This is a genomic window from Streptacidiphilus sp. MAP5-3, from assembly GCF_041262505.1.
Lineage (GTDB): Bacteria > Actinomycetota > Actinomycetes > Streptomycetales > Streptomycetaceae > Streptacidiphilus.
In genome coordinates, this window is record NZ_JBGCCL010000018.1 from 14,262 (window position 1) to 36,498 (window position 22,237).

18 protein-coding genes and 2 pseudogenes are annotated in these 22,237 nt (G+C 68.4%); 12 read left to right on the forward strand and 8 right to left on the reverse strand.

The features are described 5' to 3' along the window. Positions 1-466: 466 nt before the first annotated feature. Positions 467-1,132: a DUF4097 family beta strand repeat-containing protein gene (locus ABH928_RS24200; RefSeq protein ID WP_370069934.1), complete on the reverse strand. Its 666-nt coding sequence runs from the start codon at positions 1,130-1,132 to the stop codon at positions 467-469. 1,293 nt (positions 1,133-2,425) lie between these two features. Here ABH928_RS24200 and ABH928_RS24205 point away from each other — a divergent pair. From ABH928_RS24205 to ABH928_RS24220, 4 genes are all read left to right on the forward strand, one after another. Beyond that, entirely contained in the window at positions 2,426-2,866 is a 441-nt protein-coding gene (locus tag ABH928_RS24205) for a hypothetical protein (RefSeq protein ID WP_370069936.1), read from the forward strand. A gap of 1,805 nt (positions 2,867-4,671) precedes the next feature. After that, a complete protein-coding gene (locus tag ABH928_RS24210) occupies positions 4,672-5,061 on the forward strand; it encodes a hypothetical protein (RefSeq protein ID WP_370069938.1) in 390 nt (129 codons plus the stop codon). A gap of 1,416 nt (positions 5,062-6,477) precedes the next feature. After that, positions 6,478-7,107 carry a DUF4232 domain-containing protein gene (locus ABH928_RS24215; protein WP_370069940.1) on the forward strand — a complete coding sequence of 210 codons (630 nt, stop codon included), beginning with the start codon at positions 6,478-6,480 and terminating at the stop codon, positions 7,105-7,107. Positions 7,108-7,496: 389 nt separating this feature from the next. Next, on the forward strand, positions 7,497-8,045 hold the full coding sequence (locus ABH928_RS24220) for a GNAT family N-acetyltransferase (protein ID WP_370069942.1): 549 nt from the start codon (positions 7,497-7,499) through the stop codon (positions 8,043-8,045). Positions 8,046-9,251: 1,206 nt separating this feature from the next. Here the strand turns inward: ABH928_RS24220 and ABH928_RS24225 are convergent. Together ABH928_RS24225 and ABH928_RS24230 are read right to left on the reverse strand one after the other, a co-directional pair. Continuing rightward, on the reverse strand, positions 9,252-9,773 hold the full coding sequence (locus ABH928_RS24225; protein WP_370069944.1) for a hypothetical protein: 522 nt from the start codon (positions 9,771-9,773) through the stop codon (positions 9,252-9,254). A 98-nt stretch (positions 9,774-9,871) separates the two neighbouring features. Further along, entirely contained in the window at positions 9,872-10,072 is a 201-nt protein-coding gene (locus ABH928_RS24230; protein WP_370069946.1) for a hypothetical protein, read from the reverse strand. A 256-nt stretch (positions 10,073-10,328) separates the two neighbouring features. Between ABH928_RS24230 and ABH928_RS24235 the strand changes: the two are divergent. From ABH928_RS24235 to ABH928_RS24250, 4 genes and pseudogenes are all read left to right on the forward strand, one after another. Beyond that, positions 10,329-10,553: pseudogene (locus ABH928_RS24235) on the forward strand (transposase); the annotation flags it as partial. Positions 10,554-11,226: 673 nt separating this feature from the next. Further along, on the forward strand, positions 11,227-12,213 hold the full coding sequence (locus ABH928_RS24240) for an ABC transporter ATP-binding protein (RefSeq protein WP_370069948.1): 987 nt from the start codon (positions 11,227-11,229) through the stop codon (positions 12,211-12,213). Next, on the forward strand, positions 12,210-12,977 hold the full coding sequence (locus ABH928_RS24245; RefSeq protein WP_370069950.1) for an ABC transporter permease: 768 nt from the start codon (positions 12,210-12,212) through the stop codon (positions 12,975-12,977). The genes ABH928_RS24240 and ABH928_RS24245 overlap by 4 nt, the downstream gene beginning before the upstream one ends. 422 nt (positions 12,978-13,399) lie before the next feature. Beyond that, positions 13,400-14,485 (forward strand): annotated as a pseudogene (locus ABH928_RS24250) (IS701 family transposase); the annotation flags it as partial. An 813-nt stretch (positions 14,486-15,298) separates the two neighbouring features. On the opposite strand, the gene ABH928_RS24255 reads toward ABH928_RS24250, so the two are convergent. The 4 genes from ABH928_RS24255 to ABH928_RS24270 form a co-directional block, all read right to left on the reverse strand. Then, entirely contained in the window at positions 15,299-15,868 is a 570-nt protein-coding gene (locus ABH928_RS24255) for a hypothetical protein (protein WP_370069952.1), read from the reverse strand. Positions 15,869-16,243: 375 nt separating this feature from the next. After that, complete coding sequence (locus tag ABH928_RS24260) at positions 16,244-17,644, reverse strand: helix-turn-helix domain-containing protein (protein ID WP_370069954.1); 1,401 nt, start codon at positions 17,642-17,644, stop codon at positions 16,244-16,246. Positions 17,645-17,668: 24 nt separating this feature from the next. After that, positions 17,669-18,205 carry a DUF6879 family protein gene (locus ABH928_RS24265; RefSeq protein ID WP_370069956.1) on the reverse strand — a complete coding sequence of 179 codons (537 nt, stop codon included), beginning with the start codon at positions 18,203-18,205 and terminating at the stop codon, positions 17,669-17,671. A 6-nt stretch (positions 18,206-18,211) separates the two neighbouring features. Continuing rightward, positions 18,212-18,412 (reverse strand): hypothetical protein, encoded by a 201-nt coding sequence (locus ABH928_RS24270; RefSeq protein ID WP_370070137.1) that lies wholly within the window; start codon positions 18,410-18,412, stop codon positions 18,212-18,214. Between the two features lie 140 nt (positions 18,413-18,552). Here ABH928_RS24270 and ABH928_RS24275 point away from each other — a divergent pair, with 140 nt between their 5' ends. Continuing rightward, positions 18,553-18,801: a hypothetical protein gene (locus tag ABH928_RS24275; RefSeq protein ID WP_370069958.1), complete on the forward strand. Its 249-nt coding sequence runs from the start codon at positions 18,553-18,555 to the stop codon at positions 18,799-18,801. Between the two features lie 81 nt (positions 18,802-18,882). On the opposite strand, the gene ABH928_RS24280 is transcribed toward ABH928_RS24275, so the two are convergent. After that, positions 18,883-19,539, reverse strand: coding sequence for a hypothetical protein (locus ABH928_RS24280; protein ID WP_370070139.1), 657 nt, complete (start codon positions 19,537-19,539; stop codon positions 18,883-18,885). A 335-nt stretch (positions 19,540-19,874) separates the two neighbouring features. On the opposite strand from ABH928_RS24280, the gene ABH928_RS24285 reads away from it, so the two are divergent. The 3 genes from ABH928_RS24285 (at position 19,875) to ABH928_RS24295 (ending at position 22,050) form a co-directional block, all read left to right on the forward strand. Beyond that, the gene (locus ABH928_RS24285) at positions 19,875-21,116 is read left to right on the forward strand and encodes an IS256 family transposase (protein ID WP_370069960.1); all 1,242 of its coding nucleotides are present in this window, start codon (positions 19,875-19,877) and stop codon (positions 21,114-21,116) included. An 84-nt stretch (positions 21,117-21,200) separates the two neighbouring features. Further along, positions 21,201-21,476: an ATP-binding protein gene (locus tag ABH928_RS24290; RefSeq protein ID WP_370069962.1), complete on the forward strand. Its 276-nt coding sequence runs from the start codon at positions 21,201-21,203 to the stop codon at positions 21,474-21,476. A gap of 61 nt (positions 21,477-21,537) precedes the next feature. Beyond that, a complete protein-coding gene (locus ABH928_RS24295) occupies positions 21,538-22,050 on the forward strand; it encodes a hypothetical protein (RefSeq protein ID WP_370069964.1) in 513 nt (170 codons plus the stop codon). Positions 22,051-22,237: the final 187 nt, after the last annotated feature.

Sequence of the window (22,237 nt, forward strand, 5' to 3'; positions counted from 1 at the left end):
GCGTTCCAGGGTGGGCAAGCCGGTGCCCTGCGGCGGGCCCTTGTCGAGCAGGGGCAGGTCGGTTCCGGTCAGGCGCTGCAGGTAGGCGGTGGCCAGAAGCAACGGGCGGGCCCAGGGCGGGAGGCAGTCACGATGCCGGAGCAGTCGAATTGAACGGCCTGCCGCCCACCCAACGCGAACGCCTCTCCGCCCTCGCTGTGGGGGTCTACCGGGCCCCGGCAGAGGCGGCCAAGCCCGCGAAGACAGCCTCCGCAGGCCGCGCTGGGGCGTTCGAGTGAGGCCTTACGGCACTGGCCCGGTGCAAGCAGCGGGACGGCACCGTCGAGCGCATCCCTCGCAGCCACGTCGAGACCATCACCGACCGACGAGAGGGGACCGAGGTGACCAAGAGCCGGCGGGCCAAGCTCGGCGAGGAGCGGCTGGCCACGTCGGCGTCACTGGGGCGGGACCTCTTCCGTGCACAGGTTCACAGGCTGCGGGCGGTGATGTCGCCTTGGCCGGTGGTGGCGCGGATGTCGAGGACGGCGGCACCGTCGTTCTTCAGGGCGTTGCTGACCCGGCCGTGACCGGTGCCGGCGTCCAGACAGGCCGAGGCGCCGGGTGCGGCGCCGACGGTGATGTCGCCCATGTGGGTGTGCAGCACCACCGCGCCGCGCGTGGCCTCACCGATGCGGATGGCGCCGCGTGCGGTGCTGATCTGCGCGGGGCCACGGAGGCGGCCGACCTCGACGTCGCCGTCGACCGCGGTCAGGCGCAGGCTGGTGGCTTCATCGAGCTTGATCTGCCGGTAGGCGCCCTCGAAGACGACGTCGCCCAGGCGGCCGACGCCGCGGAACTCGGTGCTGGCGGTGGTGGCTTCGAGGTGGGAGCCGGTCGGCACCTGGACGGTGACCTCCACCGAACCGGTCGGGCCGAAGTACTGGTTCTTCGGCTCGGCGGCGCGGATCTTCAAGACCCCGTCGGTGAACTCGACCGCGACCTGCCCGGCCGCCTTCACGTCCCGGCTCTTGCCGGGGTTGCTCGGCCGGACCTCGACGGTGGCGTCGCTGCGGTCGGCGGCGATGACCTGGATCCGGCCGGCGGGGACGTCCACGAGGGCGGAGACCGGGGCGGCGGTGGCGAACTTCTGCATCGTTCTCTCCTTGCGTGCGCTTCGTTTCTGACATCGAGAACGCTACGTTGCGTTCGCATCTCAAGCAACCATTCCCCTGCAGCAAATCGACATTCATGCAGGTAGATTGCGCAATATCGTTGCACTGACCGAGAATCTAACGCAATGACAGACACCTGCATCGTTGCGTTGAAGTAAAGCGAACGCTACCGGCGCCGGACACCACACCAACCCGGGGTCCTCGACCTCAGCGTGTGGGGACCTGGACCATCCCCGCGCCCGGGTGGCCTTGGTGAGGCAGTCGTCTTTGCCGCAGGCGGAGCGGATGTACTGCCCGGTCTCCAGGTTGCGGAGGTTGGCGTACTGGACGCGGACCTTGATGGTCTTGCGGCCGGAGGCGACCAGGTGAGGTCGTCCGCCTCGCCCGGTACACCAGCTTCGAGGAAATGCCCGACACCGAGGGCCCGGCCAACGTCAACCCCGACGCCCCCGGAACGAGCAACCCACCAACACCCGCCTCATCCACGGCCCCGAGAAGGATCGCTCGGCATCCTCGCCATCGAGATCGAGCGCGTCACCCCCGAAACGAGCTGACCCAGGACCACCCTCACGCAGGCCTGCGCGAACCGCGCAGGCCTGCTCCCGTTCACGGCCAACCGCCGGGCGGGACAGTCGCCGAGCAGGGCTCACCTCGAAGAGGCCCTGATGCGCCGTCTGCCGTCGTGCGCCGTCACCGCCCCCGTGCTCGGGTCGACCACCGCCTGCAGCGGCCCCGTTCCGCCCCCCACTGGTCGGACCCGAGGCGCTGCTGCGCGGTGTACCAGTCGGTGGCGACGGCCTGCTGGGCCGCGGCGAGGGTGACCCGACAGGCCACCCAAGGCGGTGCTGTCGCGGGTCAAGACCGGCGGTGCCCCGCGCCGCCGAGTACTGCCCCGGCATCGGCCACGGCCACCTCGCCTTCGTCCGCCGTCCCCTCGACAACCAGCACGGACGGACCCGAAAACACCACGCATACAAGCTCGTTGACATCCCGCATGAAACGTCAACGACAACCATCACACATCGTTGCCGCCGATTACGGGACACGGCCTTCTGCCGGACGGTCCCCCAGGCAGCCACGCACGATGGGCGCCCGGCGGCGCGGGCTGTTGTTCCGTCCCTGATCGCGGCTCAGGGCCTGATCAGGGGTCATTCAGGGGCATCCCCCACATCCACCGCACCTGCCCCTCGGAAGGATGGGACACAGCGGGTTGTGCCAATGCCGAGCCGCATCAAAGACGACAGCGGCACAGTCGGCGGACAGGGAGACACACGGTGAGCGGCTCTGCGCGGATACCGGGGCCGGGCACCGTCAGACGGCAGGCGTACCGGTGGTGGGTCCATCTGGGACTGATAGTGACCACCGTCGTCTCGCTCGTATTCGAGCCGGTCCTGACAATCCACATCCTGGTGGGACTGGTCTTCGTCGGACTGGTCGTGGCGCACCTGGTCCAGCGCCGTCGCGCATCGGCCAGGCTTGGGTCACGTCTGGTCCGGGTCCAGACCCTGTACGGCCGCGGCAGCAGGCTGGCCCTCGCCGACGCACTGCTGGCGGTGATGACGGTGGCCATGCTGGCATCCGGTCTGTGGGACTGGCTCGACTGGCATCCGACTCGGATCCGTTGGCACGCAATCACCGGCGTAGTTCTGACCGCGCTGCTCCTGGTGCACACCATGCGGTGCCGGGCTCGCATTCGGCACTCGCGGGTGCGCTGACAACGTGCCTTTCCGACAGGCTTCCCGCCGGCCACTGCGACATACGGATCACGAACCACCGCCGACCCGCTGGGAAGTTACCGGGACGACTCCCGATTCGCGATCCGCAGCCGTCACGGGGAGACGACCATCCCGAGAGGTCGTGCGCGTCATTCCCCGACTGACGGCCACCACGTTCGCACCCCGACCGTGAGGCCGTGACATCAACTCCCGGACCCCGGCGCCGACTTCGGCACTACCGTCAATGCCGTGCACCTGGTCGTGCCCGGGCTCGCCGACGGCCCCGGTACCGCGGACCTCGTGGTTGGGTCGGCTACCAGCGATCCGCAAAACCGCACATGCCAATCTGAACGTAATGCCGAGGCGTTCTCGCAGGTCAATGGTGCAACGCGCACCGCGTTTCCTTGTGTCTCCCCGAGGACCGGCTCGGGAGAGCGGCCTCCGTATCCGCCGCGGTGCCGCTCGAACGCTGCTTCAAGGTAGGCGAGGTCACCGTCGGCCGACGGCACCAGCGCGGTGTGAATTCCCTCGCGGGAACCGCACGGGACCCGGCACCGCCACGCCGGCGGCGGCCACGGTCCCGATGAACCTCCTGCGCTTCAACGTGCTGCCCTCCGAACCGTGCGCGCCGGCACCGCCGCGACGCTGCGCAGGCCCGGCTCACCCGCTCCACAGTCAGACCGCAGGCCCGCGACCGGCTGGAACCAGGGTCTCCTGCGGAATCCGCCGTACTGTCTCCCAACGCTTGACATCGGCGACGTCGAAGGGCTCGCCGAGATGCTCCTCGACCATGCGCGCCTGTTCCTCCCCCGTGAGGCCAGGTACTTCACGAATCGTCCGCAGCAGCACGCCGATACCGTCCGGACACACGCCCACGACCGCACCGCCCCGTGGACGACCGACTGACGCCGTCTCAATTGCGGTACCCCGAACCGGCACCCCGTCACCGAAATACCCCCCCCATGACCGGCACTCCTCCGCCTCGCGCCCGGTGCTTCACTCGGTGTAGCCGCTCGGCAACACAGGCCCCCGTGGTCAACGACCGCCGGGCGGCCCCGGGAAGGAGCACCCAGGTGACGATCGACCCGGCCGACTTCATACCCGCCGACCTGCGGGACTTGGCGCGTACCCTCCCGGCACCGGTCTGCACCGACGTGCAGGCCGCCCCCATCGAGGACCGCCGGCCGCCGTATGCGTGCCCCCAGTGCAAGACCCGGACACAGCCCGCCCCGCGAGCGCGGCACCGACAACGACCGGCCGCGCGAGCCTGCTTCCCCCGTGGCAGCTCCCGCCGCCGTGGACGGACCCCCGCGCAGGAGACGCTGGACCGCAGCGCTTGCGGTCACAGAAGAAGCGCCGGACCCGCAGGCGTATCGCAGGCTTGCGGCCGATCGCGGGCCGCTCGCTCAGGACCCGTCAGTAGGACGAGTGGACGCGCCGACCGGCAGTCGCGCAGCCCGGGGCACCGCGGTGGCTCCCCGCGTCCCGCCGCCTCGATCACCAGCAACCCCGGGCTGACGATCAGCCGCTCCAACTCAACATCGACGCCGGGAAACAGCACACCCCCGATCGCGCGCAGACCCCTACCAGGAAGATCCCGCGAGGAAACCATTCACCATGCCGCCCGCTGACCTGGCCTTTCACGGACTTCCAGTCAGAACCGATTTCAGGAAGCCTCATCAGGGCCGGCATCAAGAGCACGTATGGAAATCCTGCCGTCCTGGCCCCCTTGTGGATCTCGGGTCCACGGTCATCGATCGCCGCACCCGGACTGACGGGGACGCAGGGACGGAGGGGGAACGACGGTGGCCTGGAAGAACACGAAGCAGCCGAGCCCGACCGCAGCAGTGCCGAAGCTCAACGACGACCGGCTCTGCTGGCTCGCCATACGCGACCACATCGACAAGCACAGCCGCAAACTCGGCTTCTGGGGCTGGCTCTCGACGCTCGCCGGCGCCAGCGGAGGCGGCCGCGGTGTGGGCGGCGGTGCCGGCGGGGCCGTCCGTATGGGCGGGGACATGCGTCGCGAGTCCATGTCCGACAAGAAGCTCGACTACGCCGTGGCCGTGGACGCCGCCTCCGAACAGCTGACCCACCAGGAACGCCCCCACCTCCGCGCCACAGGCCAGATCCCGGACTGGTTCGTCGACGATGTCGAGCAGCGCATCGCCGCCCTCCGCAAGCAGCACCGCTGAGCCGAAGGCGCAGCCACCGCTACGCGTTCCCACGCTTCAGGTGCACGGCCAACGCCAGCAGCAGGAAGCAGTCGACCGACCAGCTGACAGGCCACGCCCACGGCCGTCCCGGGCCTCACCGTGCACGTCATCCCCACAACGAACCCGACGACGGCGAATGCCAGCCTGCTCGGCTGACTGATCCTCAGCTTCGGTCCACGCTCGACTCCCGCCCAGCCACGCGCGCGGACAGCGCCATGATCCGGTACGAGCCGCACCAGTTCAAGGTCACAGCCGGACCTGCTCCCAGAGTGCTGAACGACACGTTGGACAGCGATGCGGGGGTGGCTCCGCGACATCCACGGTGCACATGAGTCGAGCCGTGCAGGGGCAGCCTCCCTGCGGTTCGCGGGCGACGACACGGTGCCCGCAGCAGCCGGCACGCAGGACCGCCGGCCGCCGGTCGCGGACGAGGATCAGATCCGGATTGACGACCACGACATCGTCGTCCGCTGACCTACTTCCCCATGCGATGGAGCATGGCGGTGGAGGCATCTGCCTACGCAGCGGGAGTCGCTTCGTCGATGCCCCCCTCCAAGCCCCGCAGGAACAGCGAGGCGAACCGCGCCACCTGGTCGGCGTGGGAACTGCACCAGCTCGCGCGGCGTCGCTTCCTCGCCCGGCTCCCCCTCGTCCTCGCAGGCGTCTCCCCCATCGTCGTCCAGGACGTCCTGCGGGACGTCGGCCGAGTCACAAGGCGCCTGACGGGGTTCCAACGCGCGCGCGGCCTTCGCTGCGGCTTCCCGTTGTTCCCACTCCCGGGCGCGACCGTCGCGGTACGCCTTGGACTGGCAGCCCCTGCCACACCACTTCCTGGGCCGCCCCCGCTTCCCACCGGACTCCCTGCCCGAGATCGGCTTCCCGCACCCCTGGCAAACCGGCGTCCCGGCCGCAGCGCCAGCCTCCACCTCATCCATGAACCGAGAGTATCCGCGCGCGTCCCAACTTCCAGCCGCGCGCGCCGAAATGACGAGCTGTCACCGCAGCGCCGTCGCCCGGTTCACGCCCACAGGCGCGCAGACGGCGTCATGGCCGGGGATGCTCTTCGCTCCCACTCCATTGAGCGATCAACGAAGGACCAGGGGCCGCCATGGGCCCGGCGACGTGCGCCGTCGCCGGACCGGTCGCGGCGCGGTGCGAACCGACTCGTCGGGCAGTCCAGACAGGCGGGGCTGTCGGCTTGCGGTGATGCTCCTGTGTCGATTGTCGCGGGGCCTTTGACGTTGTGTTGTGGAGCTGTAACGGCGCTGGCCTGGGCGATTGTGTGTGTCAAAGTCGTTGCTGCCACCAGTGATCGCGTTTGTCCAGGGGCCGGACCGGACAGGTCGCCGCCGGATGCGGGGCGACAACATCGAAAGTGAGAAAGGCATGGACTCCATGCGTACGAAGATCGCCCGCCAGGGTCTGTCGGCTGCCGCGCTCGTCGCCGTCGGGCTGGCGCTGACCGCGTGCAGTGCCAGTGGTTCGGCCAGTAGCCCGGCTTCCTCCTCCGCCGGCTCGAATGGCGTGCAGTCCTCGACGGGGAGCACCGCCTCGGCTTCGGACGAGCCGACTGCCCAGAGCAGCTCCGGCTCCACGGGAAGCAGCTCAGGTACGGGGGGCGACTCCGTGGCTGGGGCGGCCTGCCACACCTCGAGCCTGTCGTTCAGCAGCTCCTGGGGCATGGCGCAGGGCGAGGTCCTGATCAACTTGAAGAACATCGGGTCAACGACGTGCTCGATGCACGGCTTCCCGGGCGTGGACCTCAAGGGCCAGGACGGTACGGTCAGCGCTGCGCGCAGCACGATGGCCGTGCCCACGGTCCGCCTCTCGCCCGGGCAGACCACCAACTTCACCCTGCACTTCCCGCCCAACAACACCGGCGGCAGCGGGGTGACGTTCACCAGCGTCGTGGTCACCCCGCCGAACGAGACGCACTCCCACACCATGTCACTGGGTATCAACGTTCCCGCCGACAGCAACTCCGCCCCCGTCATCACGGTGGACCCCGTAGGCGCCGGCAAGTGAATCCTCGCGGAGGTCACCCCCCTGAGGTCACCCCCCTGAGGTCACCTCCCTGAGGTACACGGTCCCTGCGCCATCGTCACGGCGGATCCGGTGGGAAGCACGCGTCGCCGCGCTGCGGCACCCAGGGACCGCGCGGTAGGCCTGCGCGGCCTGGTCACCCTGCGTGACGACTTCGGCGATGCTCGCCACGTGGCCGCCCGATCTCCACGCGGTTGATCGGCTGTCAGTCCCGAAGGAAGAAAGCTCTCGAAGTCCCTCGCCCGGCGCCGACCGCTCGCTGCGGCGGTCCTGGCGAACGCGGTCAACACAAACACCTCGCCCACGCCGAGGGAGGCAGAAATGCTGAAACTCCTGGGGCCGTTGGTGTACAGGAGGTCTACCGTGGGCCCATGGTCAACATAGCGTCGCGTGTCGAACTGAGTGCGCTCACCCTCGACGACGAGGAGGAGTTCTGCGCCCTGGTTCGGGCGAGCGTCGAACTGCACCACCCGTGGATGCAGTTGCCCGCGAGCCCGGAGGAGTTCCGGGCCTGGATGCGGCGTTTCGAGGACGGCAGCAATCTGGGGTTCCTGATCCGAGTGAGGGAGACCGGCAACGCGGCCGGGGCGGTGAACATCAACTCGGTGATCCGGGGCCGCTACCAGGGCGCGTCCATCGGTTACGCGGCCTTCGCCCCCTCTGCAGCGAAGGGGTACATCACCGAGGGGATCGCCGCCGTCATGGAGTACGCATTCACCCAGCTGCGGCTGCACCGGTTGGAGGCGTGCATCCAGCCCGGCAACAAGGCGTCCCTGGCCGTGGTGCAGCGGCTCGGCTTCCGCTTCGAGGGCGTCTCCCCCAACTACCTCTACATCAACGGGGACTGGAGGGATCACGAGCGGTGGGCCGCCACCGCGCCGAAGCCATGGACGCCCGATCCCTCACTGCCGGCTGTCTGACCCTCCCGACAGGCGCTGCCCTCCAGTTCCCCCTCGTAGACCTGTGCGATGAGCTTCGCTGTTGAACGACACGTTGGACGACCACGTGTGGCGCGTCGGCGACAATCGCGCTGCACGTGATCCCTGGGTCACAGGCCAGTCTCCTTCCGGTTCATGGGCGACGACACGGTACCCACGACGGCCGGCAAGAGGGATCACCGGGTACCGGTCGTCGACGTCGATCCGGGCCGAGTAGAACTCCTGCTGCCGCGGGCACGGTTGATGTGTTCGGGCCGCCGCGGGCCCTTGGCAGGATCGGGACACCCGCGGCCGCGTGCGGTCCGGGACCGGCTCGGTGAGGCACTCCGGCTCCGACCTCGCCCGGCACGCTGCTCCGCCTGCTCAGCGACTCACGTCCCGCTGTCCGAAGCGGAGCAAAACGCCACCGCGCTGCACACGGCAGACTCCCGGGCCGTACCAGGCCTCAACAGGCACGGTCACGCTGCTGCCGCGCTGCACGAAACGCCATACTGCTGCCTCGGCTGCTTCCCGGACCACCGCGCCCGCCGGAGGGCCCCCACAGGGATGCGCTGGCAATAGCCCCCCAAGACCGCAGCGGCGGGGTGCCCCGCGCAACGAGCCCCCACACGCTCTGCGAGCTTCCGCGCAGGTCCCAGCTGTCCCGCGCCTCACCGCAGGACAACTGCAACACCAACACGGGACACCCGCGGGACAGCACCACGGGACACCCGTGAGAGACCGGATCGCATCCGGTGTCAGATGCAGGACCCCATAGCCACCCTGAAAACAGATCAGCGACGGGCAGTCCACAGCCACAGCATCCGCTCACGGCTCGCATGCTGCGCAACGCTGAAGATGTGCAAGAAGGCAACGTGGCCGCTGTCGATGAGGCACCGTGCAAAGACCCCGGCAGCCGTAGCCGCCGAGCTGGTTGGGGCTGCTGGCTTCGAGGAGGGGGTCGGCTTGAAAGAAGCGGCCGGTGGTGGGGTTGTAGGTGCGGGCCTGTGACGCTTCCAGAAGCCAGCGGGCCGCTGGAGGTCGGTCACCGCGCCTCTAGACGCGTTCGTCGGCTGGGCGGACGCGTCGTACCGCGTCTGATCGGGCCCGTCGGTAGCACGACGGTGTGGGAGAGCGGCTGGACCGCCCCCTCCCAGATCGGCCTGACCAGGCGCGGGTGGAAACCGGACCTGGCCGTCGACGGCCACGTCACCGCAGGCGGCGTGGCCATCCACAGGAGGCCGAGAACGATCCGTACGGCCTCCTGCGCTGCTGCCACCCGGCGCGAGCGGCCCGAGTGCCGGCGGAGGCGAGCCGCAGCGACTCCAGTGAGCAGGGCCAGCCCAGCGGCACACAGGGCCAACAGGTACTCCTTGCCAATGCCGCGCCCAGGCCCGTCACCGGGACTGGGATGGTGGAGTCAGGCGGCTGCTGGGCAAGACCGGTACGTGGCCACCGGCCGTCCGCCGTGCGTACCACGAGTCCGTCGTTCTGATCCGCCACGATCACCACATGCCCCGCTGCGACGAGGAGCACCACCAGCGAGGTCGAGTCCAGATGGAGCCTCGCACCGGTGGTGTCCTCGGCGTATCCGCCGCTGCGCCGCAGGAACAGCTCGCGCCCGGCCGACAACTGCCAGGCCGTGAACCAGTGACGTCCCGCGTCCCGCGTCTCCTGGACCAGGGCGTGCCCGGGCACCACCCGGTAGCAGTGCTCAGGTGCTCCCGGCACGCAGTCCTCAGTGCGGAGTGACAGCCTGGGCATCCTGGAGGGGTCCGTCGGCGTCGGGAAGGTCTGCGAGACCTGCCAGTGGAGGCCGTCGTCCGACGTCACCAGGGTCTGGCCGGTGCCCCCGCCCCGGCACCGCCGAACTCCAGTACCACGACGCTGCCCTGCTCAGTGCCCACCACCGCGTCGCTGAAAGGCCGCCAGTACCCGCACCCGGCCACCATGACCAGCGCCAGCAGCGAACCAAGCATCCCGACCAACCGCCTCCGCAGCTTCCGCCCGGTGACCCACCCCTGCGCCATGCTCCCCAACTATCAGTGACCGGAATCACGGCCAGGGCACAGGGCGGCTTCAATCGACCGGCCACTTAGCTTGACTCTGTCGGTGATCTTGGTGGCCCTGGGCTGAGTGGCGTGGTCAGTGGGCAGGTTCGTGACGGTGGTGCAGGCCGACCCAGTCGCGAGGTGCACGTTGTCTGTCCGTCCCCGTTCCGGCGAGCAGGTTCCCGCTCTGACTGTGCAGGTTGCGCGGGCAAGCAATCCGAACGGGACGACGGCGATGTGGGTGCGGGACCGGTTGGACGGACTGTGGCATGACGACGATTTCGCCGGCTGGTACCCGCGCGATGGACGCCCGGGTCTGTCACCTGCCCAACTGGCCACGGTAAGCGTGCTGCAGTTCCTGCTGGGACTGTCCGACCGCGACGCCGCGGAGGCCGTGCGGTGCCGCGTCGACTTCAAGTACGCGCTCTGCCTTGAGCTGGACGATCCGGGCTTCCACCACAGCGTGCTGTCCGACTTCCGGGAGCGGCTGGTGCAGGACGGGCGCGCGGACCGCCTCCTGGACCTTGCTCTGGCCCGCTTGAAGGAGGCCGGTCTGGTCCGCGAGCGCACCACCCAGCGCACCGACTCCACCCACGTGCTGGCCGCGGTGCGCGACTTGACCCGGCTGGAACTGGTCACCGAGGCGGCCCGTGCCGCGCTGGAGGAGGCGGCCCGCACGGCCGGGCACCTGCTGACCGGCCTGGTTGATGAGGACTGGTGCCGCCGCTATGGCCGCCAGGTCCGGCTGGGAAAGAACCCGACCCGGCCCAAGACCCGGATCCTGGCCGCCAGCAACGACGCCTGCAGGCTGCTTGAACGCCTCCACCAGCACGGGCTGGGTTACCGGCCCGGCCCGCAGGCCGAGGCCCTGCGGCGGGTCGTCGTGCAGAACTACTACCGTGACGCGGCAGGCCACCTGCGCTGGCGCACCGCCGAGGACGGCGGACTGCCACCTTCAGCAGCAGCGATCGTCTCTCCCTACGACACCACGGCCCGCTACGTCCGCCACGGGCACATCATCCGCTGGAAGGGGTTCGCCGCCACCTCACCGAGACATGCGCCCCGGGCAGCGGCGCTGCGGCCCGGTGACGCGGCCTGGATCAGACAGCATGACGAGGTACGAAGGAGGCATCGTGGACAAGAAGATCACTCGCACCGCAGCCAGAGCCGGGACAGACGGCGACGCACTGCATGCCCGCGGACTGCTGAAGCGGTACGGCGGCGTGCCCGTGGTGAACGGGATCGATCTGCACGTCTCCCGCGGCGAGGTTTTCGCACTGCTCGGCCCGAACGGGGCGGGCAAGACCACCACGGTGGAGATCCTGGAGGGCTACCGGCGGCGCGACGGGGGCGAGATCGAGGTGCTGGGCCTGGACCCGGGGCGGGAGCGGCAGCGACTGAAGCCGCGGATCGGGATCGTGCTGCAATCCACTGGGGTCGACCGGTATCTGACGGTCAAGGAGACCGTGGCGATGTACGCGAGTTACTACCCGCGTCCACGTCCCGTGGGCGAGGTCATCGACCTGGTGGGTTTGACCTCCAAGAGCGACAGCAGGGTGATCCGCCTCTCCGGAGGCCAGCAGCGGCGCCTGGACATGGCGGTCGCCCTGGCCGGGGACCCCGAGCTGCTCTTCCTTGACGAGCCCACCACCGGCTTCGACCCGTCCGCCCGACACGAGGCCTGGCACGTCGTCAAGGACCTGGCTCAGCTGGGCAAGACGGTGCTGCTGACCACCCACTACATGGACGAGGCCCAATACCTGGCCGACCGTGTGGCGGTCATGGCCGCAGGCAGGATCGTCGCCGAGGGGGCCCCGGACAACCTTGCCGGCCGGAACAGCGCCAGGACACGGGTGCGCTACGCCCTACCGCCGGGGGCGGTGCCACCGGACGGCCTGGGCCAGGCAACGAACGTCGCGGACGGCTACGTCGAGTTCGTCCCCGACGACCTCGCGGCCGCCCTGCACCGGCTGACCGGCTGGGCCTTGGAGCAGGCCGTCGATCTCGACGACCTGCAGATCATTCGGCCCTCCCTTGAGGACGTCTACCTGAGTCTTGTCGCCTCCGTCACCGACGCCACGACGCCGGCCGGGGAGCCTGACGAGGAGGCGCAGTCATGAACCCGCTCACCGCAGCGCTGCGGCAACTGCGCTACATCAACAAGATGTTCTGGCGCAGCCCGGCGTCGGCATTCTTCACCTTCGCCTTCCCGCTGATGTTCCTGGTGATCTTCACCGCCCTCCTCGGGCACGGTGTGGTGGTCATCGGCGGCCGGCCGGTGCATCAGTCCACCTACTACGTGGCCAGCATGGGCTCCTTCGCCGTGATCAGCTCCTGCTTCAACAACATCGCCATCAGCATGACTTTCAGCCGGGACGCCGGTGTCCTCAAGCGCACCAGCGGCACCCCCCTCCCGGCCACCGCCTACCTGGGCGCGCGTGTCATTCACGCGCTCCTGGTCGCAGTCCTGCTGGTCGCTATCACCGTTGCCTTCGGCCGGTTCGCCTACCAAGCCGACGTGCCGACCGGGAGCAGCCTGGTCCGCTTCGCCGTGATGCTTGTGGTCGGCGCGGCAAGCTTCTGCTCGCTGGGGTTCGCGATCACCGCAGCGATCCCGGACTTCGACGCGGCCGCACCCATCGTCAACGCCTCGATCCTGCCCCTGCTCTTCCTGTCGGGCATCTTCATCCCGCTCGGCGACAATGCACCTGCCTGGATCCAGTGGACCGCGCGGATCTTCCCCGTCAAACACTTCGCCGACGGCATGCAGGCAGCCTTCCTCGGCACCGTGTTCCGCTGGACGGACGTACTCGTCGTCGCCGCATGGGGCCTGGCCGGGCTGATCGTCGCCGCCCGCTACTTCACCTGGGAGCCACGGGTCTGACGGGACGAGCACAGGCCCCCATGGTCCTGGCGCGGATCCGTCCGGCGACCGATCATATGGCAGCCCCCATCACGCCCTGGTCAGGGAAGGCTCGCGAGTGGCGGCGCTCTGACATCGGACACCGGTCCTTCACGGACACCGCGGAGATCACAGTGGAGGCGTGGTCACAGGCGGTGGAGGGGTGCATCGGACATTCCATGCGCGCGCTGCTGGCGGGCTGGGCCGACACGTCCGGGGGCGACGGCCTGCACGGACCCCGACTAGTACTCCAGTGAGAGTTCTCCGTTTTCCCTGGTCAGCGGCCTGGTGGTCGGGAGTGTAGCCGGGCTGCGGCAGGGTCTGAGCGGTGTTCGGCAGGATGTCGCGCGAACGGGTGGCCGCGCCGCATGTAGTGGCAACGCCGTGGACAGCCCCTCGGTGTGATCGACGATCTGACGGATGTGTGGGACCGGGAACTGAACGAACTCCTCCTGCGGATCGGGGCCCGGTTTACCCGGGTCGAGCCGCGGCGCCGGATGCGGGACTACGTGTGCGGGCTGCTCGGCCCGGTGGGCCGCAAGAACAGCTGGCAGTTGGCCGAGTTCGCCGGCCACCCGGCCCCGCACCGCCTCCAGCACCTGCTCGCCCGCGCCTGCTGGAACGCAGACGAAGTCCGCGACGACCTGCAAACCTACCTCGCCGAACAACTCGGCACCCCCGAGGGTGTCCTGATCATCGATGACACCAGCTTCGTCAAGAAGGGCACCGTGTCCGCCAGCGTCCAACGCCAATACTCCGGCACCGCCGGACGCACCGAGAACTGCCAGATCGGCGTCTTCGCCGCCTACGCATCCACCAAGGGCCACGCCCTGGTCGACCGCGAGCTCTACCTGCCCAAGTCCTGGACCGAAGACCGGGAACGCTGCCGAACGGCACGCGTCCCCGACGATCGGGGCTTCGCCACCAAGCTCGAACTGGCACGGACCATGATCAAGCGAGCCCTGGCCTCGCGACTGCCCATCGGCTGGGTCACCGCGGACTCCGCCTACGGCCAGGACTCCCAATTCCGCCGCTACCTCGAAGACGCAGGCCTGTCCTACGTCGTCGCCGTGCCCAAATCCCAGCAGGTCCACGGTCCGCGCATCGACCACCTCTTCACCCAGGCGCCGGCTGAGGCCTGGCAGCGGCTGTCCGCTGGACAAGGTGCCAAGGGCGAGCGCGTCTACGACTGGGCCGCCGCGCGGCTCCCGTCCGTGTGGGAGTTCGACGGTGACCAGCCCACCCACCAGCGCTGGATGCTCGCTCGCCGCAGCACCGCCCGGCCCAACGAGATCGCCTACTACCTGGCCAGTGCGCCCCTGGACACCACCGTCGCGGACCTGGCTCGCATCGCGGGCTGTCGTTGGCGGATCGAGGAATGCTTCCAGAGCGCGAAGAACGAGTGCGGCCTGGACCAGTACGAGGTCCGCCGCTTCGTGGGCTGGTACCGGCACATCACCCTCGCCATGCTCGCCCACGCGTTCCTCGCGGTCATGGCCGCCCAGGAGCGCGAAAAGGGGGTGGCGCCCGGGACGCGCCCGACCTCGTGGACCTCACACCGGCAGAGATTCGCCGTCTGCTGGCAACTCGATCCCGCCACCATCCTGCGTCCCACGACCACACCCTGACCTGGTCGATATGGCGCCGCCAACACCAAGCACACGCACGGCGTTGCCACTACATGCGGCGCGGCCACCCGTTCGCGCGACATCCTGCCGAACACCGCTCAGACCCTGCCGCAGCCCGGCTACACTCCCGACCACCAGGCCGCTGACCAGGGAAAACGGAGAACTCTCACTGGAGTACTAGCTGCGGGCATCTAGCGGACGCCGGACAGGAGTTCTTGAGCGAGCTGCGCCTGACGCACGACGCTGTTGAGGGCGCTGGACTTCCCCTGCTGCGGAGGTTTTCCCGCGGTCCTCGAGCGTAAGGTGTGTACATGACCGACCGTGATGATGATGGCGCGGGTCGCGGGGGCCGTGGCCGCGTGGCGCGTGACGCCTCTGCCCAGGATGGTTTCGAACCGGAGGTTGCGGCGATCCTTGCTCGTCACGCACCTGCCCCGGCACGTGAAGTCCTGACCACAGCCGTGCAGGCAATCGGGCTGGATCCACGCGTTGACGACGCACCCAATGGGGCAGGCGTCGTCCTGCACCTTTCAGAGGACGACGCCCGTCAGCTCGCGAACTACCTCAGTGGTCCGCCGGTTGATCCACCGTCAGGCACGCCCCTTCTGCGGGCAACCGTAACGAATCGTGCTGCACAGCCAGGCGGCGCATAGGCACCACCAGAGATCCCATCGGCTAGTGGCAGTTGAGGTAGGCCACTGCGCTTTGACCGACATTGGTTCCGTACACTCCGAGGTATTCGGCCTCGAGCGACACGATCGTGTAGAACGGCTGCTTCACGACGGAGAATACGCAGCTGGTGGGCGCATTCACGTAGCCGCTGCATGAACGCCAACCCGAGTCACCGTGGCCAACGTTGGCTCCACCTGTGAGCGGGCTCCCTCGCTCAAGGTCGACGACGAGGCGGCATGCCTGCGGAGCTGGCGTTGAGCAGCCGGCGTACTTGGACTGCCCGTAGACCGTCCCGCCTGATGTGACCTGGAAGGGTTCAGCCGCGGTGACGTTGCACCAGGCCTCTATGCCGGCACCTGGGCGTTGGCTGCTCGCCGGCGCCGCCACCGGGTTGATGTTCGGGTTCAGTGCGGGGTCGATGGTGACGTGCCCGGACTTGGTGATGACCGTGCCAACCTGAGCGTGGACAATTGGCACTGGGGCCGTGGCCGCCGAGGCCGTGGTGGCACTGGCAGCGAATGTTGCTGCCAGCAGCGCGGCGAAGAGTGTGGTTATGAGATTCCGGATGCGCAAGTTGCACTCCTGAGGCGCCGGGTCTAGGGGTGCTCTGTACACCCTCTGTGTCGGCTGAGATGCCACTCTAAGGAGCCGTGTGTGGACTAACCACGTCCCAATTGACACCTGTCTGATTTCTACCCTGCGCAGTCCGGAATTGACCTGTCCATGTCGCTATTAAATGGTTCTGTCCGAGGGGAGCAAGCCTCCCTTGACCCGGGGCCGGAACATCAAAGGGCCGTGGCGCCCGGTGACCAGCGGCCCCCGGTCGGCTCAGCCATGCCGTGAGTTCACCGAGGTCGTGCGTCAGCCACAGCTCCCCCTGCGTAGATTCAGCGCCCTACGTCAGCCGGGTCGAGCACAACCCACGCCGGGGCACCGCCGCCGCCATCCTTACGTCGTGGGTTCAACGGTGTCGCCGGGCCTCGGTGAGGGCGTAGGCCGTCCATCGCGACTGCCCGACGGCCGGAAGCGCTGCGCGTGGCCGGGCCGCCACCGCCGCTGACCATGCATCAGCCGGAACGCGGCCTCCCAGAGGGCGAAGCGCAGGCCGCCGAGCAGGCGAGAAGACCCCCAGTACCTGGGTCGGGTCGCGGCTGACGCAGCATGTGATCGTGTTTGATCGATTACTTTCGGCGATGATTTTTTGACGGGAGTTGCACAAGCGGGGGCCCGAACAGGTTTGCTGGCTGGTGGGAGCGCCCGGCTCCCCGGTGTGAACGCGGCTGCGGCACCGCCATGTTGATTGGGGGAAACCCCGATGCACAACCTGTACCAGCTCGTCAGCGCCCTGGTCGCGCTCCGCGTCTTCGCGGGCGACGGGCGGCGCATGGTGCGCAGGCTGCTCGGCGCAGGCGTCCGTTCCGGGTTCGAGCAGCTCGCCCGCGAGCGGCAGGAGGCCGTCCGAACGGTCGACGGCCGGTGTGAGAGGGGGTGGTAGTGGTGACCGAGCTCGATGACACGACCGCCGGGCGGGCCGGCGGTTTCATCCCCGGGCGGCCGGTGCCGCCGAGTTGGCCGCTGCTGCCCGAGGCGGCAACGGACCTGCAGGTGTCGCTGCCGGTGGAGTTCCGGGCCTGGGTCGATGTCCGCCGCATCGTCGAGCCACATCTCCGCACTGACGGTTTCCGCGATCACAAGCCGCTCATCGAAGATCCAGAACCCCTGCTTCGGGGTGACCTTCAACGCTGCCCCAAACGGCACTATCCCCAGCCGGACCGTGTCCAAGCCGATCAGGCTCGACAGCCGATCCAACTGGCCATTCATCACCTCTGCTGCCCCGTACCGCACGTACAAGGCTGGCTCCCACACCAGGATCAGGAACTGACGCCCCGGCTCGTACAGCAGCGCCTGACGCTTCATCCGCGCGCGGACGCCGTCGTCGATGTCATTCGCCGTGCCGTGCAGATCGGACACGTTGGTGAGGATACTGCGGGCGTAGTCCGGGGTCTGCAGCATGCTGGGGATGACGGATGGCTCGAAGGCGCGGATCACCGTGGACTTGCTCTCCTCGGAGACGGACACCTCTTGCCGCACACGATGTCCGCCGGCGAGTTGGCGGCGCCACGACCGGTAGCGCGGCTCCAGGCCACGCAGACGGCCTTTCAGCTCGGCAGCGGCGTCTGGCTGCTCCACGGCCACGGCCCAAGCGTCGAGGTCAGCCGGGGTTGGCGTCTGCTTGCCGCTCTCCAGCTTCGACACCTTCGACTGCGTGCAGCTGAGCCGCTCGGCGAGCTCGCGGCCGGTGAGCCCGGCCTCGGCGCGCATCTCTCGAAGGCGCGCACCGAGGTACACCCGGGCTTGCTGGAAGTTCGGTGCTCACACGGTGGACGCTACCGTCGCGGCGAACCCCTCGTAACGCATCGCGTAATGCCAGGCAGCATCGCGGGCCTGACAGGCCGCCAGGACAACCTGGGGGTCGTCGGTGACGTCCAAGTGCGTGGCCCACCCGGACTCGTCCCACGCGAACGTGGCCACGAACCGGGAGTCGAACAGCCACAGGTCATCGTCCGGAAGGCCGAGCCTGACGGAATCCTCTCGCCGCAGGTAGCGGATGTCCTCGCCGGCGTCGAGGTTCACGGGCACGCTGGCGAGGCTGTAGCGCTGGTTCTCCGTGGACGGCTGATCGATGACGCGCACCCGCTCCACGCGCCGTCCCTGGCCTGTGATGCGCCGCATGACGGCGTACCAGGAGCCGCTGGGGTCGATGTCCAGGGGCTTGCCGTCAAGCCATCTGCGGTAAGTCTGGCTGCGCTCGTCGGCCGCGTACGCTCCGCGGGTCTCCAACCGCCAAGCGGTGTGCTCGAAGCCGCTTTCGAAGAACTCGGTGATCTTGTCGCCGGGGATCGGCAGCACGCGGGCCTACTCCTTCGGCGAGAAGCGGGTCAGCAACTCGCGGGGGACCACGACGAACGTCTCGCCGGGGAGCACGTCGCGGAGCTGGGTCAGGGCCTCCTCGTCGGTGAGGACGTCGCCCTGAACGACGACCCGGCCGTCGTCCGTCTCGTACAGGGTGGGGCACTGACCGTTGTCGCTGGTTGAGCCGATGAACTTGAGCTTCACGGTGGTCACCTTTCGCTCGTTCCCATTCTGTCCGTGCTGGTTGGCACCGTAGCGAGAATCACCGACAGCGCGAATGACGCCCAGATTCCATACCAGGGCGCCGGGACGCGGCTCGCAAGGCCGTCGCTGATCCTGGGGTCATGAGCGACGGAGAAACTATTCGGCGCTTCAACGTGAGCAAACCCCGTGGTGAGGGTGTCCTGGTGCTCGTCTGGGAGTCCGACGACAGAGGCATCGGCGGACGCAGGGACGTCGACGAGCGCATTGCCGGCACGTGGGCGGATCTCGCTGCGCTCGGCGCTGAATACGAAGTCCCCCGCGGGCACTGGACCATCGACGACGACGCGCAGGAGGCTCTCCGCCGCGAGCCAGGCACGGCAACGAGTTGACGCTGGATTCCGACACCTGGTGACGGATCATGCCCGGGACGCCCTCACCTCGACTCGTGGGCGTGGCCTGTTCGTGCGGGTTCAGGCGCCTGAACCCATGGGCGGTTGACCGACAAGGTAAATCCGGTTGCGAAGTTCGGTCTCTGCCCAGTCCAGGCCTGTCCAGAGGTCCAGCCAGACCTGGTCCTTCCTGTCTGCAGGTGTGTCCAGTCGGACCGCGACCCAGCTGAAAGTGCCGGTGAGGATGTCCCGCTTCTTTGCCGTCACAGACAGCGCGAAGGAGACGGCGAGTCCGGCCCTGGTGACGATGATCTGGTCGTCATGGTCGGGGCGACGTCGGCCGCCTGTGAGGTAGCGGGGTGCCTCGAGGATCTTGACCCAGTCCAGCACCGCCGCCGGCGCCTGGCCGGTCAGGCACTGCGCGATGGAGTCCCGAACTGCCTGGGCAGGGTCGTCGCCAAGCCAGCCGAGCCAGTGGTCGGGCTCGGTGAGCTTGGCGAAGTCGTCCCTGGGAGGACTGTAGTTCGGGTTCTCCTTGAACTCGCCCGTCAGCTTTCCGTCCGGGCCGACCATCCAGGCGCCCTGAACCGCCTCGCCGGGGATGTAGCCGTTTGGGTCGCCGATGTAGTCGGAGTCAATCACCGCGACCGATCCGCCGGGATGCGCTGCGGCTTCGGCCACCAGTTCGGGCGGAGGCGACTGCAGGATGCGCCGACGCTCCGCTGAGATGTCCTCCATGCGTTCCAACCCCTCGCCGTGTGGTCGACAGCCTCCTGGCGGGCCTCAGATGGCCGCTCCCGATCCGGCATGTTCGCATGCGCAGCGAGGGATCTTCGCGTCAGGGTAGCCACGGTCACTATGCCCTGGAATGACACAAGGGGTGCGGACGCAGGGTCGTTCACCCTGTTCCACACCCCGGCCAGCAGGATGGCGTCCCTTGTGATGGTGTAGCCGATCACGGCTAGGGAGTGCGCCGGGGGCGCGTGCCCATGTGGTGTCTGCTCCCTGCCCACTGGACGGGCCACCGTGCAACTCTCCGTAGTGAACGGGCAGTTCAACGCGGGAGGTGCAGGGTGGCCCTGAATCAGCATGACTTACTGCGGCTGTTGGAGTCACTACGTTCGGCGGACGGGCTCGAACTCGTCCGCGGTGTGGCCGAGCGGATGCTCCAGGAACTGATCGAGGCCGAGGCCACCGCGAAGATCGGCGCGGAGTGGAACGAGCACACCGAGACCCGGACCGCGCTTCGCAACGGACACCGGGAGAAGACGCTGACCACGCAGGCCGGCGACCTGGACCTGTCGATCCCCAAGCTGCGGTCCGGGAGCTTCTTCCCTGTGCTTCTCGAGCGCCGTCGCCGCATTGACCAGGCCCTCTACGCGGTGATCATGGAGGCCTACGTCCACGGAGTGTCCACCCGGTCGGTCGACGACCTGGTCAAGGCCCTCGGCGCGGACAGCGGGATCTCCAAGAGTGAGGTCTCGCGGATCTGTCAGGACCTGGACGGACAACTGACCGCGTTCCGCACCCGGCCGCTGGGCCACGTCCGGTTTCCCTACATCTACCTGGACGCGACCTACTGCAAGGCCAGGGTCGAGCACCAGATCGTGTCCCGGGCCGTGGTCATCGCCACGGGGATCACCGAGGACGGTGGCCGCGAGGTGCTGGGAGTGATGGTCGGCGACAGCGAGACCGAACTGTTCTGGACCCAGTTCCTGCGTCATCTGCGCGAACGCGGCCTGGCCGGGGTCCGGCTCGTCATCGGCGACCACCACCTCGGGCTGGTCAAGGCCATCCGGAAGGTCATGCTCGGGGCCGCCTACCAGCGGTGCCGGGTTCACTTCCTGCGCGATACGTTCAGCGTGATCAGCAAGGATGCCGGGGAGATGGTCGCCGCGACGATCCGCACGATCTTCGCCCAGTCCTCCGCGGAGGCGGTTCGAGCTCAACTCGACACGGTCGCCGACATGCTCGGCAAACAGTTCCCAAAGGTCAGCGACATGCTGCTGGAGGCGAAGGACGACCTGACCGCGTTCGCAGCCTTCCCGGAGCGACATTGGAAGAAGATCCAGTCAACCAACCCACTCGAGCGGGTCAACCGCGAGATCAAGCGCCGCACCGACGTCGTCCAGGTGTTCCCGAACGACGACGCACTCCTGCGGCTGGTCACCGCCGTTCTCTTCGAACTGCACGACGAGTGGATTGCCTTCCCCCGCCGCTACCTGCCCGAGGGCAGCATGGATCAGCTCTACCCCAACGAGCTCCCCAAAAGCGCCCCCGCGCTACCCAACACCACCAACACGACCACCGATTGATCGGCTACACCACGACAAGGGACACGACCAAGCGGAGACTGCTCCTACCGGGAACAGACCTGGTGGGCGGGGACCCAGGTGCGGGTGAAGAAGCCCTCGTGGCGCTTGCCTTGCCGGTCACGGTGGGCCGGGTGCCAGGTCCGCACCCACTGGCCCTTCACCACGTGGGACCGCGAGGAACGTCGGGCGATGGCCGTCGCCTCCAACGCGCCGTTCTCGGAGTGGAAGCAGACCTTCACCGACCCCCGGCTGTGTTCCGCGATCGTGGACCGGGTCACCTTCAACGCGCACATCATCGAGACCGGCGAGGAGTCCTACCGGCTCCAGAAGACCCAGGAAGCACGCCGGAACACCAAGTAGGCCCGCCACCACGGCTGTCACTGCCGGCGCATACTCTCTGCCCATCGATCAAGGAGGGGCAATGGGCTTCACAGGTGACTTCGTCCTGGCACGCAGTGATCAACCACTTCATGAACTGGCCTGGTTCGCCGCCGGATGCGAGGAGGGGCACTCCGACTGCCTGTCCTCCTGCTCGCCTCGCGCGGGCGGCTGGCAGACCGTTCAGATCCACCACGGGGTTCGGGACTACGCACTCCCCGCCTTCCAGAACCTCGTCGCAGCCACCGGCGCCCCGATCCTGATCGCGAAGGTGATGGACAGCGACGTCTGTGAGGTCCGCGGTCTGGCTCCTTCTGGGGCCCGATGGTCGACGTTCCTCGACCCGGTCATGGCCGCCGAATACGACATCCCGGAGCCGCCACCAGGTGCCGCCGACCTCATCGAAAAGTGGGCCCAGGAGGCTGGCTTCACCCCCGATCCGACCCGACTCAGAGAAGTCCTGGTCAAGCGCGCGGACCCGTTCGTCGAGGACCTGATCTTCGAGTTGATCGACTCGTGCGGTTTCCCGCCGAGCATCCCCACCGAACCCAAGTAAGCCCGACCGAGGCCGGCGACTCCCAGGGGGACTCGCCGGCCTCCGCCATGCTCGCCCGGACGGGGCACCAGTGCCACCCGAGACCCGAGTCGAGTCGGGGCAGTCGGCACGTGGACCTGTCGGGGGCACGCGCATCAGCCGACCACTGCCCACAACGCTACGGATCCCCGCACCCCCGCCGCCATCG